Genomic DNA, 16,993 nt, shown 5'->3' with positions numbered 1-16,993 from the left:
TGAGCGGAGAAACGGAGCGTATTGAGCAATACGTGAGCATACGAGCACAGCAGTAACGCGGCTGGCGGTCGATAGATGGATGCGATGAGTAGCTGTTTTCACGCCCATGCCCATATCAGTGCTAACCACCAGATGCCAAAACCGGCCATCATCACCAGCATTGTCCCGATCAACGGTACGCGCCAGAAGATGCGATGCACATAATCCTCAAGTATGACCTTGAGCCCCACATAAGCGTGCACAATCAGCGCCAGAATAAGAATGGTATGCAGGACCCTGGAGTAGATATGGTCGATAATATCGAGCAACCCCTGCTGATCGAGGCTGCCACTATAAACTGACACAAGCAGGAAAAACGGCAGCGGCAAAAGCAGCAGCAGAACTACGGCCGAGAGTCGCTGCCAGTACCAGTCGGAGAAGCCGTCATGGGCTGCTCCCGGCTCCTTAACCGACCTCATAACAGCACCAGCAGAAGCAGGCCAATGATGGCCGCCAGCCCCAGCACAATGAAAGCACTGGTACGCATCGCTGAACGACTCTCAAACCAGCCGGTGTCGATACAGAGGAAACGGATGCCGTTACAGAAGTGGTAGGCCAGCGATACACCAACCATCCATAGAAATAACTTACCCCACCCCGAATGCAGCCAGATGGAGGTGGCATCAAACTGCTCCGTGCTACCGGTCATGCCACGTAGCAGCCAGAGATAGAGGGGCACAAATAGAACCAGCGCCAAACCACTGGCACGATGGGCAAGGCTGGCAATCATGCCGGGTTGCCAGCGATAGATAGTAAGACGTGGAGAGAGCGGACGCTCTGACGTTTTTAACTGATGCTGCATCTATAAACACACGAGACAACAGAAATGGCCGCCATCACTTCTCCTTTCCATCACCCCTTTCAAGGTTCTGGCGTACTTCAGAGACAAGCTTAGCCAGTTCACCTGGAAGATACCACCCCTCCCTCGCACCAGCCTTGGCGTGTAGAGCCACGGTCGATGAGATCAGTTCACCAAGTGTTGCACCATCCCCTTTTTGGCGTGAAAGCTGAGCGCCGATCATGCCGGCGAGCACGTCGCCGGAGCCAGCAATGGCCAGCTGCGGTGAGCCGAACGGATTGAGATAGATATCACGATCAGGCGAAGCAACAAGTGTTTCCGAACCCTTGAGCACCACCCAGCATCTGTACCTGCGTACCAGGTCAAGAACGGCCTGTTTACGATCGTCCTGAACAGTTCCAATATCACTTTCAAGCAGTCGTGCCGCCTCGCCAGGGTGCGGGGTAATGACGGTGAGGGCAGTTCGATTGGCCAGCTTACTCTGCAAGGCAGGGTTGGCGGCAACCATATTGAGAGCATCCGCATCTACAACCAATGGCTTTTCCGTATCGAGCAGCCTGCTGAGAAGCTCGCCGCGCTCCAGACCCCATCCGGGACCTGCTACGATTGCATCGGCCTTTTGCCATGCGCTGGAGGATTCGGGATGCGTCATCACCTCAAGGTTGGCCGAAGCGATAATCGGCCAAACCTCATCGGGGCAGATAATGCTGGCCAGCCCAGCACCGGCAGCATACGCGCCCAATCCTGCAAGCTGTGGCGCCCCGGTAAATCCTACCGAGCCACCGAACACCCAGACATGTCCAAAGTAGCCTTTATGTGAGAGTCGCGGGCGTGGCGGCCAGGCAGCTTTCAAGTATTCGTCATTGATAAGGCTTGCACTGTTAACACAGAAACAGCGCTCTTGTTCATCATCACAGTCACAGGTTTCACGCCATGATGCCTCAATAGCATCATCACTAATACCGATGTCCGCCACATCGAGCAGCCTACCAGTATAGTCCCGACCTTCGGCAAGCCAGTGCCCCCATTTGGTGGCAGCAATGGGCAGCGTCATATCCGCCTTGACTGCGACCCCAAGGATCACCCCGCTATCGGAGCAGATGCCGCTGGCAATATCGATACTGAACACGGGCCTGTCACAGGCGTTTATCTTGGCGACCACTTCGGCCATCAATCCACCCAGCCCTCGGCAGAGGCCGGTGCCGAAAATGGCATCAATCACGATCGAAGAGCGACTGAGCCAGCGCTCCACCTCACCAATGGCACCAAGCGATGTAGCCTCTCTGACCTTCACACCGGCTTTGACAGCAAGGTTGGCATGCTTCTTAAGTTCACCACTGAGTGAATCCACAGGAACAAGACTGACGACTGTCACGGGAATACGGTATTTACGCAGGTGGCATGCGGCGGCAAAGCCATCGCCACCATTATTGCCGGGGCCGGCAATGACTACGATACGGCTATAGTCGGGAACACACTTAAGCGCCGAGTTGGCAACAATTCGACCCGCCCTGTCCATCAGATCAAAGGCTGACAGGCCTGATGCAATTGTAATCTCATCCGCCTTGCGCATCTGAGCGGCGGTTAAAATACGGGTTATGCCCATTTATCCCCCCTGCCCTGAGGGTTGCCGATCAACCGCACCCTCTTAAGCTTTTACTCGCGTTCTAATACCCCAGCCTCTCTTCTCCAAAGGGTAAGTGTCAATAGCAGAGCCCCGAGTGTGTCGGCCAGCCAGTCAAACAGGCTGGCGTCACGACCAGCCACAAACGACTGATGCCACTCATCGCTGGCACCGTACAAGGCACAAAAAACAACAGTCACCAGAAGAAGTTTTTCAAGGGTGAAATGTGAATGAGCAGTGACATAATTTCTGCCAGCATTCCAGAACAGCAAGGCCATCAGAGCATATGCAGCCGCATGAATCAGCTTGTCCTGCATACTGAAAAGATCAGGAACCGGCAACATGGATCGACTGGAGAGGTAGAAGATCAGGCCACAATAACAGGTCAGCAACAGCCCCCAGAACCAGGCGTGACCAATCGGCCTGATCGGTTTAAGCGTGATGACCACCCTCTGCAATAGCAAAGGCCATGGCGATGCCATCATCATCTGTCAGTGACAGGTGAACTGTTTCAATACCAAGATCAGCCGCCATACTGGCAGCTACGCCGTGCAGGGTAATCTCGGGCTTACCGGATGACTGATGAATCGTTTCGATATCCTGCAGCCTGATACCGTGGCGGAAGCCTGTACCCAGCGCCTTGGATGCAGCCTCCTTGGCAGCAAAGAGCATAGCCAGCCTGCGCGCAACATTACCCTTGGCTCTAGCCTGATCTATCTCCGCCGCGGTATAGACGCGCTGGATAAAACGATCCCCGAACCGCTCAATCGAGGATGCAATGCGGGCAATGACTACCCGGTCGGTGCCGATGCCTACAATCGCCATTAGCGAACCATGACCGCCCTGAAATCGGCTACCGCCTGATGCAACCCTTTGAAAACTGCATCGGCAATAATGGCATGGCCGATATTAAGCTCCTCAACCTCGGGAATGGCACAGATCGCCGGTGTATTCTCAACCGTCAGCCCGTGACCTGCATGCACAATCAGACCAAGCTCTCTGGCCAGTTTCGCACCCTCGGTGAGTGCCATTAACTCTTTGGCCTGCGCCTCGCCTGTCAGGTTCGCATAATGGCCCGTGTGCAGCTCAACCACCGCCGCACCGATCTCCCTGCTTGCCCTAATCTGGGCAGGAATCGGATCAATAAACATCGATACGCGCACGCCTGCCGCCGACAAGCGCCCGACAATGCCTGTCAGCCTTTCCTGATGACCAACAACATCGAGACCACCTTCAGTGGTCAACTCTTCACGCTTTTCAGGTACCAGACAGCAGGCTGCGGGCTTCAAGCGCTCACAGATTGCCACCATCTCGTCGGTCGCCCCCATCTCCATGTTCAGGTGCAGGCCATCAATAGCGGCAAGCCGCTCAATATCATGATCCTGAATATGACGACGATCCTCGCGCAAGTGTGCGGTAATGCTGCCGGCACCACCTGCCATACAGACCGGGACCGCATCCAGCGGATCGGGATAACTTGTGCCGCGTGCCTGCCTGATTGTGGCAATGTGATCGATATTTACACCAAGATTGATCATAGACCTTCCCTAATCATGTTTAATATTGGGCTTTAAAACTATCCGTGGCTTTCAAGCCGTGCTCTTTCAGTACCAGCCGGATAATTTCCCGCCATGTACTAACATTCTCTACAGAGAGCTGAATATTGCACCCCTCCAGCACCCCTGCAATCGACTTACGCAAGCCTGCTGATACCGGCATGCGATTTCCACCATCCTGCAGACAGTTCTCACAAAGCAGATGTCCATGCTGCCAGCTCATGCTGCCAGCCACCTCATCTCCGCACTGCCAGCAGTGGAATAAATTACCAAGCCAACCAGCCAGATCAAGCATATGCCATACTGCCGCCAGCAATCCCTGCTGCTGTTTACGCGCTGCCAGAAAACTCAGGGCTGAGACCGTCTCCTCAAACCCGTGCGGATCACCCTCCTGAAACAGCCGCGATGCAATGGCAATTAGTTCCAGTCCATCCAGCGACTGCGAGGCCTCCAGTAGACTTTGGCCGCGCTGAATATCAGTGAGCATTCCCATGCCGGTGCGGCCGGGTCGCCAGCTGATCTGCAGCGAACAAAGCGGCTCAAGCGACGCCCTGAAAGGGCTTCTGGGGCGCCTTGCCCCTCTTGCCATAACGGCAATGCGTCCATGATGTGCTGTCAAAAAATGACAGATTAGCGAGGTATCGCCATAGGGTATTCTTCTTAAGAGAAGCGCTTGATCCTGATTTTCGGCCACGACCTATGAATCAGAACCCAAACCGAGATCTATCAACTTGCCCGGATGATTGAACCAGTCTTCATCCACCTTGGCCCAGAGGTTGAGGCGAACCTTGCAACCGAGAATCTCTTCCAGCCCCTGACGCGCGCGGGTGCCAACCGTCTTCATGCGATCGCCACCCTTGCCAATCAACATCGGCTTGTGGCGTTCGGCACCGACCAGGATCACGGCATCAATTTCAATCATATCGCCATGCTCTTCAAAGCGTTCGATATCCACAGCTGTCTGGAACGGAATCTCCTGATGCATAGAGAGGAAGACCTGTTCACGCACATATTCGGCGGCCAGCTGGCGCTGACTCTGATCAGTAAACCACTCCGGATCATGGATAGGTGGCTGCTGAGGCAGGTATTTGCTGATCTCTTTGATCAAGCCGTCGATCTGGGTGCCTTTTTTGGCAGAAACCGGCACATAGGCCATCGCACCGGGATCAAGGCGCTGCATCTCCATCAGGCGCGGCAACAATCTGTCCTTGTTGGCTTTATCCACCTTGTTCAATATGTGAATACGCGGTTGGGTTAAGCGGCCATCTGCAAAACGTTCGATAAGCATGCGCGTCTGGGGGTCCAGAGGAACACTGGCATCCTGCATGATCGCCAGCACATCGGCCTCTTCTGCCGCTGCATAAGCGATACGCACCATGTTCTTATTGAGCTGTTTGCTGCCCTGATGAATACCCGGTGTATCGACAAAGATAATTTGGCGCTCATCATCGGACAAAATACCGAGAATACGGTGGCGCGTGGTCTGTGGTTTGGGTGTAACAATCGCCACCTTGGCACCGATAATTTTATTCATCAGTGTGGACTTGCCCACATTGGGACGCCCTAAAAGCGCAACTGTGCCGCAGTGGAAATCGCTGTTATTTTCGCTATCACTCATTTCTTCAACTCTCTCCATGCCTGCTCTGCCGCTGCAATCTCAGCCAGCTTTTTGCGTTCACCGCGACCTTTTCCGGCCACATCACCCTGCACCCTGCACAACGCTTCAAAACGGGGTGAATACCCGACACCGTGGTCGGTCAATTCGTACTCGGGAAGTCCCCAGCCATTGGCCTGTGTAAGTTCCTGCAGGCGGGACTTGGCATCGCATGTGTCCACCCGCTCGATATCAGCCAGCATCGATTTCCAGGCGGCTTTCACAACCTTACGCACAGGCTCCCAGCCACCATCCTCAAATATTGCGCCAATCACCGCTTCAACGGCATTGGCGGCAATCGAGGGAGATTTAATCCCCTTCGCCGATCGCTCACTCTCACCGACAATCAGGTGCGGGATCAGCTGCCACGCTTTGGCCACCTCAAGCAGGCTCTCACGCCTGACAAGTGCTGAACGCATGCGTGAGAGCTCCCCTTCCGGCCTGTCCGGAAAATGGGCATGCAGAAATTCGGAGATCACTAGGCCCAACACGGCATCACCAAGAAACTCAAGCCGCTCCATATGCTTACCCTTCATGGCAAGCGAGGCCGAACGGTGTGTCAGGGCACGGGTCAGTAGCGCATGATCGGAAAAGCGATAATCAACCCGCTCCTCCAACTTTTTCATGTTACTCGGAGATCGCATAAGGCTCGAATTCGATATCGATACGCAGTTTGTCGCGCAGAATATCCATCCCCTCCAGCTCTTCGGTATCGTATCCACCCTTTTCATCAAGCTGCTCAACAGGACCCAGCGGCCAGATTACCACCGAATAGATGGAAGAAATCTCCAGCATGGTCCCTTCATGCCTGATCAACAGATTGTTGTGAAACTCCTGTGAAAGGTCGGAGGGGGCAAGGTAGTTAATCTTGTAAAGCTTGGGCAGGCGTTCACGAATATCCATCTCGCTTGCATTGCCCATGTTCGTGGTTACGCCCTCAAACACATCCTGGATTTTCCAGTTGATGTAATGGGCATGAAAAACCTGCGCCCCATTCCAGACAGCAAACCCGATAAGCCCCAACCAGAAGAGAATCGAGATCATTGAGAAGCCGCGCTCTGACTCACTTACGACAAGTGGAGACACAGCAGCGGAGTATGATTTATTCAAGTACAAGTCCGAGTCGATCCCAGCGCACGGTCCCCGTGACGTTGTCCCACGACCACCAGATAATTGCCGCGCGTCCAACCATGTAAGCCTGCGGCACAAAACCCCAGAAACGGGAATCGCGCGAGTTATTGCGGTTATCACCCATCGCAAAGTAGTGCCCTTCCGGCACTGTCCATTCACCATCACGAATTGAAAAATGTTTGCGCAGCACCTGATGTTTGATACCTGAGAGATTCTCCTCATAGAGATCGGAAACATCGGCGGTGCCATCGGCCATGTAGTAGGCGCGTTTACCCTTCAGCTCCAGCGGCATCTCCTCGCCATTAACAAAAAGACGGTTGTCGCGATAGGTCACCAGGTCTCCCGGAATACCTACAATGCGCTTGATGTAATCCTTGCTCGTATCCTCAGGATAAACGAACACAGCAACATCGCCGCGATCAGCCTCTTTGGAGAGAATCTGGGTATCAGTCAGTGGAATGCGGAACCCGTAGGGGTAACGCAATACAAACAGGTAATCGCCGATCTCAAGTGTTGGCACCATGCTGGTGGAAGGAATCTTAAATGGCGCGACTACAAAACTGCGGATCACTATCGCAAGCACTGCAATCACCAGCAGGCTCTCTATCCATTCGCGCCATATCGGCTTGTTTGATTTATTCACTACCCATCCCCCAGCTTGAGAACAGCCAGGAATGCTTCCTGCGGCACGTTCACACTACCGATCGATTTCATCCGCTTTTTACCCGCCTTCTGCTTTTCAAGCAGCTTGCGTTTACGGGATATATCGCCGCCATAACATTTGGCTGTCACGTTCTTGCGTACGCCCTTGACTGTCTCTCGGGCCAAGATACGGCTACCGATTGCCGCCTGCAAGGGGACATCAAACTGATGGCGCGGAATCAACTCACGCAGCTTTTTCACCAGATCACGGCCGCGCGACTCGGCAATGGAGCGGTGCACGATCAGCGAGAGCGCATCTACAGGCTCGTTGTGAACCAGCACATCAAGCTTTACCACATCACTGACAGTGAACTCGGAGAGCTCATAGTCCATTGATGCATAACCACGCGATACCGATTTAAGCTTATCGTAAAAATCGATCACCATCTCGGCCAGTGGCAGACTATAGGTGAGCATCACGCGCCCCTGCCCGATGAACTTCATATCCTTCTGCATGCCGCGCCGGTCCTGGCAAAGTTTGATCATCGTGCCGACAAACTCTTCCGGCATAAAGATGTTAGCCAGCACCGTTGGCTCTTCAATACGATCAATGTCCTGCGGCTCTGGAAACTCACTCGGATTGGAGATCTCAATCGTAGTGCCATCGGTCAGATGGATACGGTAAATCACGCTCGGTGCCGTGGTGATCAGATCGAGGTCATACTCCCGCTCCAGTCGCTCCTGCACGATTTCCATGTGCAGCATACCAAGGAAACCACAACGAAATCCAAGCCCCAGCGCTGAAGAGCTCTCAGGCTCAAAGGTGAAGGCCGGATCATTCATATTCAGCTTTTCCAGCGAGTCACGCAGGTCATTATAATCGGCGGAATCGACAGGATAGAGACCGGAGAAAACCATTGGCTTGGGTTCACGGTAACCTGGCAGCGGCTTGGTCGCACCATTTTTCAGCGTTGTGACCGTATCACCCACTTTCAGATCAGCCAGCGTCTTGATACCGCCAATCAGAAAGCCCACGGCCCCTGAAGAGAGTTGCGGTGTGGAAAACGGTTTCGGTACAAAATAACCAACATCCTGCACTTCGTAGGAGGATGCAGTAGGCATCGACATCAGGCGGAACCTGTCGCCCTTTTTCACCGTACCTTCAAAAACGCGGATCAGTGCTACTGCACCCACATAGGAGTCGAACCACGAGTCCACCACCAGTGCACGCAGTGGTTTATCATCATGGTCTTCAGGCGGTGGCACATGCTCGACTACCGCCTCCAGCACATCGGTAATACCTACGCCAGTTTTGGCGGAGATAGGAATAGCGTAGGAGGCATCAAGACCGATGATGTCCTCAATCTGACGTTTAGCTTCCTCGATATCTGCACTCGGCAGATCAATCTTGTTAATCACCGGGATGATTTCGAGATTATTCTCCATGGCCAGATATACATTGGCCAGCGTCTGGGCTTCCACACCCTGGGCCGCATCAACAATCAGCAGCGCGCCTTCACAGGCCTGCAGCGAACGGGAAACCTCGTAGGTGAAATCAACATGGCCAGGGGTATCAATCAGATTCAGCTGATAAATTTCACCGTTCTTCGCCTTGTAGTTCAAGGTTGCAGTCTGCGCTTTGATGGTAATACCGCGCTCCTGCTCCAGATCCATCGAGTCCAGGACCTGTTTGGTTTTCATCTCACGTTCGGTGAGGGTACCGGTCACCTCAATCAGGCGATCGGCAAGGGTCGACTTACCATGATCAATATGGGCGATAATGGAAAAGTTGCGGATGTGGGTTTTCTTAATTGCACTCATTAGGGCGGCAGTGTAGCGATGCGCCACGCCTTGCGCCATAAGGTTATGACAGGATTTTCAAGCCGGCGGGAACTGTTCTTAATTTGCAATCAGTTCAAACGTCGAACAGTCACCCTGCCATTAGCAGAAACATTGATCTGGTATCGTGCCCCGTTGGGGCAGGTTGCGCGAATGGTTTTATTGCCGCTGCCATCCTCACGTTCACTGATATTACTCACTGTTCTTCCAGGGCATGCATGACCACGCAGCATAATCGTTGTGGCAATATCCTCAGCTTTGGTTACGGCGTGAGCCGCCGGGATCATGAACATCACTGCCAGCAGGGCCATTAAAATTCTTTTCATGCTTTTACCTCCAACAAACTTTTCCATATAGATTCCCGGCTCACATAGAGGTCGCGGGAAAGGGTCGGATCCCCCTCAAGCAGGGCGACCATTTTCAACAACAAGCCATCAAAACTGGCGCGCACTTCGGCTATTTTTGATTCAAGCTTGGCCTGTTTGCGATAGCGATTAATCTCATCCACCAGATCGAGGATATCGCTGCGAATGGCCAGCTTGGTAAAGACACCAATAGCATCCGTCTCTTTCAATCGTGTTTTCAAGGCTTCTATATCGACTGTGATCTGCTCTTGTTTGAAGACTTCGGCATCGCCCTCTTCTGCTGCAACAGCCTTCGACACCTGTTTGTCTGCAGCAGATTTTTCAGGTTCTACTGCGTCGATCTGTTTCACAGCCTTTTCTGTCTTGGGTAACTCTACCCTGGAGACTTCCACTTTGGCGCTAGGCTGCTCATCGGCATACAGGGGGAAGGCCAAAAACAGCACACCCATACACGTGATGATCACCACAAAAAGGTCCACTATATTTGGACAGACCGGTGCCTGAATATCTCTCATAAGCTTATTGTAGCCGATTCGAAAGCGATTGGCAGATGCAAACATTGCACTGGGGGCGCTTTTTACCCCTCAAGCATTGATATAATAATTTCTGAAGCCACCTCTGCACCGTCCCTGCCAAGATCGGGAAACTCGCGGGTTGAGGCAACAGCACCCTCCAGCATGGCCAGCCAGTTGCCACTTTGAAAATCACTGCGATTCATGCCCTGGCTGGGAAAAACTTCATCCAGCCATTTTTTCAGCATGGGATACTCGGGAAAATCAGGTCGCTCCACCCAAACCATCGGCCTGCTTGTTCGCCAGCACTCTGCAAGAATGCCATAACCGGGTTTACATACGACAGCATCAACATGCGGCATTAGGTCAACCGCTTTCAGGCTGTTGCTGAAAGAGATAGAGTGAACATTGTCAGGTGCATGCTCGGGAGCACCGGGAATCAGGAAGAGCCAGTCGCTCATCTCCCCAAGCGCATTGAGATCATACGGTGGCTGGTTCGAACCTCCAAAAATGACCAGCGCACACTTCTTTCTACCTTGTCTGGCGACAAAATTGACCCTGCCTGGATATGCCGCAATCAGAGGAATGGATTGCCGATTTGGAAACACCTGCATATCCATAGCCATCGGCGGCGAAAGCAGCAGGTCGCACACCTCGTATGCTCTCTTCAGAGCCTGAATGATTGGATCATTGGCATCCAGCCAGTGTGAATAGATCGTGTGCCAGTCCAGTGTCGCCAGCCCAATGCCGGGAACAGCCAAAGCTCTGGCAGCCGGAAAAGCCAAGGGAGAGATATCGGAGAGAACCAGATCAGGTTTAAAAGCATTTAGCAGCGAGACCTCACGATCTATTCTCGTATCAAGCCCCACTGTCCACGCACGCATTTGCGCTATAGAGCCCTCCCGATCCTCCTCTATCGCACTTTTCTGGATGACGCCAAGATCTACCGGCTCGGATTCAAGCTCAAAATTGAAATCAAGGCGTGCTAGCAACTCAGGTTCCGGCAGCGAGCAGCGAATCAGGAACCGGCATGACGGCCTGCTCTGATAAAGCCGGTTAAGCACCGGCGCCGTCTGCGCCAGGTGTCCGAACCCATGCCCTGAAATGTATACTGCAATATTCACCCACTCATCCTATGAGTACCCTGCTTATGCGGTCAATCACTCTACAAACGAATTACTGTTACCCTGAATTAATGCAATACGCTGATTGCGTTCACGCTCCCAAGCATCCACCGGATCGCTGCGGTCCCAAATCGCAAACAGCCTGCGATGCTTCTTGCCGATCTTCAGGCCGTAGCTCTTCTCCATGTAGAAGTAGGTGCGGGCAATATCGCCCCGAACCGATTCTGCCGGCTCTGCCACCTTCTGTTTGAAATTAACCTCAAAGTCGACGCCACCATAATTACGGCTTTCACCCGAAATCATACCGTAGCGAAAATTGGAACGGTCCCCGTTCAGTTCTCCGATCGCAGGCACCAGGTTGTGCATGTCCGCCTCCATGGCACGAAACGTTGCGTCTCTCTTTCCGCAACATTTACGACCCTTGTATAGCTTGCCCTTTGAGTTGGAGCAGACCTTGTCCTGCCAGCACTGCAGCGCATGACCAAATGCCCAGGCAGGAACCACATGCTCCCATTCGATCTTCTTACCACGTTTCTCGTTCTTACGCGGTTTGTAACCGCACGTCTTCCCTTCGACATGCCCATTTTTGCCATACTCACACCCTGCATAGAAGGTCGTACGATGATCGTCATACATCTTCGCCAGCTCTTTTTTAGCACTACTGAAGCTATTACCCGATTCGTTACCGGCAGCTTGCACGCCAGCAGGCAGCAAACCGATCAGGGTAATCAGAATGAATATCTTCTTCGAAAGGATAACGTCCATGTTTCGCATATGCGGTACTTCCATGTGTTCTAAATCTATGTTTTAACAACAGGCATCTTCGATCACCCGAAGTTAGCTGTCGAGGCTTGAAATGCTGTGACGACCAACACCCTCTTGGTCAGACTGCACGACAGGCCAAAGACCCTTAAGAGCCTGTAACTGTAGGAGAAAAAGCCCTGTTCACCCTGCTTATCCACCGACAAAAACAGCTTACAAACCACTCACACACGTTACAGTCACAAGCAATAATTTACATTACCATTGTGCGCATAAATACTTGTTATATAGTGACAATATAATAAGCCTATATTTTAGGCATAGGCATCACGCCTGTGACAACGGCATGACACACAACGATATGCAAAATTCTATCCACTGAGTTATCCACAGCTTCTGTGGAGAGATGCTACAAGCCCTTTTCCTGCAACGACTTCAGCGATTTTCGCCTGTTCATGAGAGAGCAGAACAGGCCACTTCACCCTGCTTTATACCCAAACAGCAGGCTAGATCAGGGGAGTTAAATTGCCTCACCATGCAGGGTAACGACAACCTGGCGGCTTCCACCATGGTCACGATGCTCGCCCAGATAGATGCCCTGCCACGTTCCCAGCGTAAGCGACCCGTTGCTGATCGGAATGGAGATCGAAGAACCGATCGTGCTCGCCTTGATGTGGGCGGGCATATCATCATCCCCCTCCAGGGTGTGGCGATAGTAGTTCTGGTTCTCAGGCACAAAGTGATTGAAGTGCGCCTCCATATCCGCGCGGACAGTCGGGTCTGCGTTCTCATTGATGGTCAGGCTTGCACTGGTGTGTTGAATGAAAAAGTGAGCCAGTCCCACCTTGAACTCCCGAAGCTCGGACAACTGCTCAACCAGATCACGAGTCACCAGATGAAAGCCTCTGGACTTAGCCTGCAGTCGAACTGTTTTCTGTACCCACATAGTCACCTCTCTTTAACCCACCCATAACTCTGCCTCCTGTGCAAAAAAATGCATGGATGCAATTCATCCACATGCCCCTAAAATGCCGCATGCTCTATTTTGACAAGGTATCCTTAAGGCGCGGTAATAAACTGCTGTTCGGCGATATGAGCTTCACCGTTCATACAGGCGACCGGATCGGCATTACCGGTGCCAATGGCTGCGGAAAATCGTCGCTCTTTGCGATGGTGCACGGAAAGCTGGAGGAGGATAGCGGCTGCTTCCGCATGGACAAAAACATTGCCATTGCCCATGTCGAACAGGAGACCCCTGCTCTGCCACTGCCTGCTATTAATTACGTCATGCAGGGTGATGCGGAGCTCACCCTGCTTCAGGCTCAGCTGCATGAAGCAGAGCAGCAGCATAACGGCATCAAGGTCGCGGAACTGCATGAAAAACTGGCTGCAGTCGACGGGTATTCAGCGCGTGCCCGTGCTGCCCGACTGATGCACGGTTTGGGTTTCGCAGTAGGTACAGAGGACAAGCTGGTCTCCGACTTCTCAGGCGGATGGCGCATGCGCCTGAATCTTGCCCATGCACTGATGTGTCGTTCTGACCTTCTTCTGCTAGATGAACCAACCAACCACCTCGACCTGGAGGCGGTTGTTTGGCTGGAGAAGTGGTTAAAAAATTATCGCGGGGCGATGCTGCTTATTTCGCACGACCGCGACTTCCTCGATCGCTGCGTCAATAAAATTGGCCATGTTGAGCATGAGGTCCTCACGCTTTATTCTGGTAACTACTCGGCATTTGAGCACATCAGGGCAGAGAAGCTGGCACTGCAGCAAGCCGGTTATGAGAAACAGCAGAAACAGATTGCCCACATGACCAGCTTCATCAACCGCTTCAAAGCCAAAGCGACCAAAGCCACCCAGGCACAGAGTCGCATCAAGGCACTGGAGCGGATGCAACTGATTGCTCCAGCCCATGTCGACTCCCCCTTCTCCTTTGCCTTCACCCATCCGGGCGCGGTTCCCAACCCACTGCTACGACTGACCCGGGCAAGCGCCGGATATGGCAAAACCACGATACTCTCCAACGTCTCTTTCAACTTGCTGCCGGGAGAGCGCATCGGCCTGCTTGGCCCCAATGGCGAGGGCAAGTCGACACTGATCAAACTGCTGGCTGGGGAGATCCCGGCGCAAAAAGGGAATTGCGAGAGGGCCAGGAATCTATCCATCGGTTATTTTGCCCAGCACCAGCTTGAGCAGCTACACAATGAACTCTCACCTCTGCAGCATCTTCGCCTGCTGGATGGCCAACTACAGGAGAAAGAGGCCAGAAAATTCCTTGGCGGTTTCGATTTCAGGGATGATATGTCACTGGCGCCTGTCGGCCCCTTCTCTGGTGGCGAAAAAGCGCGACTGGTTCTGGCCATGCTGGTGTATCAGCAGCCAAACCTGCTGCTGCTTGATGAGCCGACCAACCACCTCGACCTCGAAATGCGCCACGCATTGAATATGGCCTTGCAGAGTTTTGAAGGGGCAATGATCCTTGTCTCACATGACCGACACCTCCTACGCACCGTTTGCGATTCGCTGATGCTGGTTTCAAACGGCTCAGTAAGCCCCTTTGACGGCGATCTGGACGATTATTCAAAATGGCTATTGGAGCTGCGTGATGAAGATGCAGAGGAGAAGAGCCCTGCACAGCCATCGCGAAAGGATGACCGACGGCTCAAAGCTGAACAGCGCAAAGCACTGCAGCCACTGCGCAACCGACTGAAAAAACTTGAGGCCGAACTTGAGAAGCTGCACGAACGCAAAGATGAACTGGATAGTGAACTCGCTGACCCTGCCCTGTATGAGGGCAGTGGAGCCGAAAGGTTGAAATTACTCACCATTGAACACAGGCAGGTTGAAGTGAGACTGCAGGAGACCGAAGAGGCGTGGATGGAAGCCGGAGAGGAGCTGGAGAGTGCCGGATAAACTAGGCACTTGGCACCTCTACCTGATCCGCTGCAGCGGTGGTCAGCTCTATACCGGCATCACCACCGACGTGACACGCAGATTCAGTGAGCACAGCGAAGGCAAAGGGGCAAAATTCCTACGCGGTAAAGGGCCTCTTCAGCTGGTTTTCTCAGAGAGGATCGGAACGCATTCGGATGCACTGAAAATGGAAATAAAAATCAAGAAGATGCACAAAATTGAAAAAGAAGCCTTTATCCAGCGTGGCTCAATCGCCTGATATCTGGGCAGCCTCTTCGGCCGCATCAGCCTCGTCGGCTTTCACCTCATCCTCTTCATCGTCACTGACCGCATCAACCACGGCACCACCCACCTTAAACGGCACCTTAACCACCTCAACGGCAACATCGACAGCGGTTCCAACCACGGCACCAACAACACAACCGGAGAGCCCAAAGAGCGCGACTAGAATCAGAATCATTTTATGCATAGTGACCTCGAAAAATTAATGGGATATGGCGCATCTTTGCCATGACACTATCTGGCAAGGATGCAGGACAATAATTTCAGATCAGTTATGCTGGTGGCAGTCCATCATATTGAGCCTGAAGGGAAGTGACAGCGGCCTGTGCACTACTGAGGGTTTTACTGAATGCTTTGATGGCCTTTTGTGCATTCTTCACCGCCTTCTTCTCTGCTTTAGCCTTTCCCTTAGCAGCCGCAAGAGCGGCCTGAGCCTGAGCCAATGTATCCTGTAGGGATGTCATCTGTGTGTTTGCAGCATTCAGTATAGCTTGAGCAGCATCTATTTGAACCTGCATGGCTGTTTGCGCTGGAGTCAAAGCTCCAGCTCCAGCTCCAGCTCCAGCTCCAGCTCCAGCTCCAGCTCCAGCTCCAGCTCCAGCTCCAGCTCCAGCTCCAGCTCCAGCTCCAGCTCCAGCTCCAGCTGCTCCAGGTGCTGTATTGCCAAGGCTGGGCACTCTGATTTCTTTTCCTCTTCCACTCAAAGCATAGAGAACCAATTCCTGCCCGTCATTTGAGTAAAACCAGTCACCCACCTCTTCGGTGCTGGTAACCACCGGGCTTTTCGATGTCCATGGATCATTGGGAATATTTGGAAGGTAGCCCTGAGTAACCAATTCGCCAAGCGACCCAGTAGCGGGGTGGTACTCCATTCCTGCAGCAAAATAATTAAGCCCGTTGCGAAGATTGGTTTCTGCTATCGTCAACTCAGAATTCTGTTTGAAAATACGATAGGACGGTACAGAAATAGACGCAAGTATGCCAATAATAGACATGGCAATGGTAACCTCGATCAGTGTGAAGCCTGATTCCCTGTTATTCATACTCATCCCCAAGCGACTCCACTGGTGTAGCAAGCAAACGTTCGGACTCAATGATACCCTCACGCACGAGGCGATCGGTTTCACTTACCAAGCGATTGGCATCCTGCACCATTTCCGTCTCTTCCACACTCAAACCACCCCTGTTGATGACAGGATCCTTGCTGTTTTCATACACATAATAACCCAAGGCAAGAGACACCCCTACCCCCAGTGCAGCAAGTGTCAACTCGGCTTTTTTTAATGATGGAGCGGCAACTGCCTTCTTCTCTTGCGCCTGACGTCGCTTCTCATCCTGTTCATAGAAGCCCTTGCAATTGATGCAGTAGGTTTTATCACCGTCTTCTCCGCCGACGCACGCTTCACAGAATAAGTGACCGCATTTCAGGCACCTGAATGTAGCCCGACCCTCAGGGTGGTCGTCGCAGTAGATGGGCTTGGTAGTACCATCCTTGATTTTCAGAACAAGAGGTCGACGTTTATTTGCTGCTGCACTTTTTTCTTTCATGTACTGATTATAGTGCAAAAACCCTTTCACAACAATCATTTGATGGATTTTAACAACCACGCTCGATTTCACTATGCCGCGGTCATTGCCGACAAACAGGCCAAGCATACCACCGCTTCCAGCCAAAATATTGCGCCATTTGGCCATCTGAGTTCAATCAGTCTGAAGCCTGCCAGCCACTAGGGATCAATCCATTACCATAT

At 52.6% G+C, this 16,993-nt stretch carries 23 protein-coding genes and 1 pseudogene; 2 read left to right on the top strand and 22 right to left on the bottom strand.

Going from position 1 to position 16,993, the window contains the following annotated elements; genetic code table 11:
- Positions 1–98: 98 nt before the first annotated feature.
- The 17 genes from sdhD to Ga0123461_RS04675 form a co-directional block, all read right to left on the bottom strand.
- Complete coding sequence (gene sdhD, locus Ga0123461_RS04755) at positions 99–458, bottom strand: succinate dehydrogenase, hydrophobic membrane anchor protein (protein WP_100277280.1); 360 nt, start codon at positions 456–458, stop codon at positions 99–101.
- Entirely contained in the window at positions 455–841 is a 387-nt protein-coding gene (gene sdhC, locus Ga0123461_RS04750; protein ID WP_100277279.1) for a succinate dehydrogenase, cytochrome b556 subunit, read from the bottom strand. Before sdhC ends, sdhD begins: the two co-directional genes overlap by 4 nt.
- 34 nt (positions 842–875) lie before the next feature.
- Positions 876–2,444, bottom strand: coding sequence for an NAD(P)H-hydrate dehydratase (locus Ga0123461_RS04745; protein ID WP_100277278.1), 1,569 nt, complete (start codon positions 2,442–2,444; stop codon positions 876–878).
- A gap of 50 nt (positions 2,445–2,494) precedes the next feature.
- A complete protein-coding gene (locus tag Ga0123461_RS04740) occupies positions 2,495–2,911 on the bottom strand; it encodes a VanZ family protein (RefSeq protein WP_232710422.1) in 417 nt (138 codons plus the stop codon).
- Positions 2,895–3,287 (bottom strand): holo-ACP synthase, encoded by a 393-nt coding sequence (gene acpS, locus Ga0123461_RS04735; protein WP_100277276.1) that lies wholly within the window; start codon positions 3,285–3,287, stop codon positions 2,895–2,897. The genes Ga0123461_RS04740 and acpS overlap by 17 nt, the downstream gene beginning before the upstream one ends.
- Complete coding sequence (locus tag Ga0123461_RS04730; protein ID WP_100278684.1) at positions 3,287–3,997, bottom strand: pyridoxine 5'-phosphate synthase; 711 nt, start codon at positions 3,995–3,997, stop codon at positions 3,287–3,289. The genes acpS and Ga0123461_RS04730 overlap by 1 nt, the downstream gene beginning before the upstream one ends.
- Before the next feature lie 22 nt (positions 3,998–4,019).
- The gene (recO, locus tag Ga0123461_RS04725; protein ID WP_100277275.1) at positions 4,020–4,712 is read right to left on the bottom strand and encodes a DNA repair protein RecO; all 693 of its coding nucleotides are present in this window, start codon (positions 4,710–4,712) and stop codon (positions 4,020–4,022) included.
- Between the two features lie 3 nt (positions 4,713–4,715).
- Positions 4,716–5,636, bottom strand: a complete 921-nt coding sequence (era, locus tag Ga0123461_RS04720) for a GTPase Era (protein ID WP_100277274.1) — start codon at positions 5,634–5,636, stop codon at positions 4,716–4,718.
- Positions 5,633–6,298, bottom strand: a complete 666-nt coding sequence (gene rnc, locus Ga0123461_RS04715; protein ID WP_232710372.1) for a ribonuclease III — start codon at positions 6,296–6,298, stop codon at positions 5,633–5,635. Before rnc ends, era begins: the two co-directional genes overlap by 4 nt.
- Before the next feature lies 1 nt (position 6,299).
- On the bottom strand, positions 6,300–6,758 hold the full coding sequence (locus tag Ga0123461_RS04710) for a hypothetical protein (RefSeq protein WP_157819228.1): 459 nt from the start codon (positions 6,756–6,758) through the stop codon (positions 6,300–6,302).
- Positions 6,759–6,774: 16 nt separating this feature from the next.
- Positions 6,775–7,446: a signal peptidase I gene (gene lepB / locus Ga0123461_RS04705; protein ID WP_100277271.1), complete on the bottom strand. Its 672-nt coding sequence runs from the start codon at positions 7,444–7,446 to the stop codon at positions 6,775–6,777.
- The gene (gene lepA / locus Ga0123461_RS04700; protein WP_100278683.1) at positions 7,446–9,266 is read right to left on the bottom strand and encodes a translation elongation factor 4; all 1,821 of its coding nucleotides are present in this window, start codon (positions 9,264–9,266) and stop codon (positions 7,446–7,448) included. Before lepA ends, lepB begins: the two co-directional genes overlap by 1 nt.
- Before the next feature lie 89 nt (positions 9,267–9,355).
- Positions 9,356–9,610: a hypothetical protein gene (locus tag Ga0123461_RS04695; RefSeq protein ID WP_100277270.1), complete on the bottom strand. Its 255-nt coding sequence runs from the start codon at positions 9,608–9,610 to the stop codon at positions 9,356–9,358.
- Positions 9,607–10,164, bottom strand: coding sequence for a hypothetical protein (locus Ga0123461_RS04690; RefSeq protein ID WP_157819227.1), 558 nt, complete (start codon positions 10,162–10,164; stop codon positions 9,607–9,609). Before Ga0123461_RS04690 ends, Ga0123461_RS04695 begins: the two co-directional genes overlap by 4 nt.
- Positions 10,165–10,226: 62 nt before the next feature.
- A complete protein-coding gene (locus tag Ga0123461_RS04685) occupies positions 10,227–11,285 on the bottom strand; it encodes a hypothetical protein (protein WP_100277268.1) in 1,059 nt (352 codons plus the stop codon).
- Between the two features lie 36 nt (positions 11,286–11,321).
- Positions 11,322–12,074, bottom strand: coding sequence for an endonuclease (locus Ga0123461_RS04680; RefSeq protein ID WP_198507126.1), 753 nt, complete (start codon positions 12,072–12,074; stop codon positions 11,322–11,324).
- A 493-nt stretch (positions 12,075–12,567) separates the two neighbouring features.
- Positions 12,568–12,993, bottom strand: coding sequence for a secondary thiamine-phosphate synthase enzyme YjbQ (locus Ga0123461_RS04675; protein ID WP_100277267.1), 426 nt, complete (start codon positions 12,991–12,993; stop codon positions 12,568–12,570).
- An 89-nt stretch (positions 12,994–13,082) separates the two neighbouring features.
- On the opposite strand from Ga0123461_RS04675, the gene Ga0123461_RS04670 reads away from it, so the two are divergent.
- Positions 13,083–14,960, top strand: a complete 1,878-nt coding sequence (locus tag Ga0123461_RS04670; RefSeq protein WP_100277266.1) for an ATP-binding cassette domain-containing protein — start codon at positions 13,083–13,085, stop codon at positions 14,958–14,960.
- On the top strand, positions 14,950–15,219 hold the full coding sequence (locus Ga0123461_RS04665) for a GIY-YIG nuclease family protein (protein ID WP_100277265.1): 270 nt from the start codon (positions 14,950–14,952) through the stop codon (positions 15,217–15,219). Before Ga0123461_RS04670 ends, Ga0123461_RS04665 begins: the two co-directional genes overlap by 11 nt.
- Here Ga0123461_RS04665 and Ga0123461_RS04660 read toward each other — a convergent pair.
- The 5 genes and pseudogenes from Ga0123461_RS04660 to Ga0123461_RS04650 form a co-directional block, all read right to left on the bottom strand.
- On the bottom strand, positions 15,208–15,429 hold the full coding sequence (locus Ga0123461_RS04660) for an NF038104 family lipoprotein (RefSeq protein ID WP_100277264.1): 222 nt from the start codon (positions 15,427–15,429) through the stop codon (positions 15,208–15,210). The two genes, Ga0123461_RS04665 and Ga0123461_RS04660, sit on opposite strands and share 12 nt — an antisense overlap.
- Before the next feature lie 85 nt (positions 15,430–15,514).
- Positions 15,515–15,706, bottom strand: coding sequence for a hypothetical protein (locus Ga0123461_RS12545; protein WP_232710371.1), 192 nt, complete (start codon positions 15,704–15,706; stop codon positions 15,515–15,517).
- Between the two features lie 71 nt (positions 15,707–15,777).
- Positions 15,778–15,909 carry a hypothetical protein gene (locus tag Ga0123461_RS12690; RefSeq protein WP_257790597.1) on the bottom strand — a complete coding sequence of 44 codons (132 nt, stop codon included), beginning with the start codon at positions 15,907–15,909 and terminating at the stop codon, positions 15,778–15,780.
- A 325-nt stretch (positions 15,910–16,234) separates the two neighbouring features.
- Positions 16,235–16,285 (bottom strand): annotated as a pseudogene (locus Ga0123461_RS12780) (prepilin-type N-terminal cleavage/methylation domain-containing protein); the annotation flags it as partial.
- Positions 16,278–16,937: a B-box zinc finger protein gene (locus Ga0123461_RS04650; protein WP_100277262.1), complete on the bottom strand. Its 660-nt coding sequence runs from the start codon at positions 16,935–16,937 to the stop codon at positions 16,278–16,280. The pseudogene Ga0123461_RS12780 and the gene Ga0123461_RS04650, both read right to left, overlap by 8 nt.
- Between the last annotated feature and the right edge of the window lie 56 nt (positions 16,938–16,993).

The organism is Mariprofundus aestuarium, from assembly GCF_002795805.1.
GTDB classification, from domain to species: Bacteria; Pseudomonadota; Zetaproteobacteria; order Mariprofundales; family Mariprofundaceae; genus Mariprofundus; species Mariprofundus aestuarium.
The sequence above is the reverse complement of the archived record's forward strand: the minus strand, read 5'-3'. Positions and strand labels throughout refer to the sequence as shown.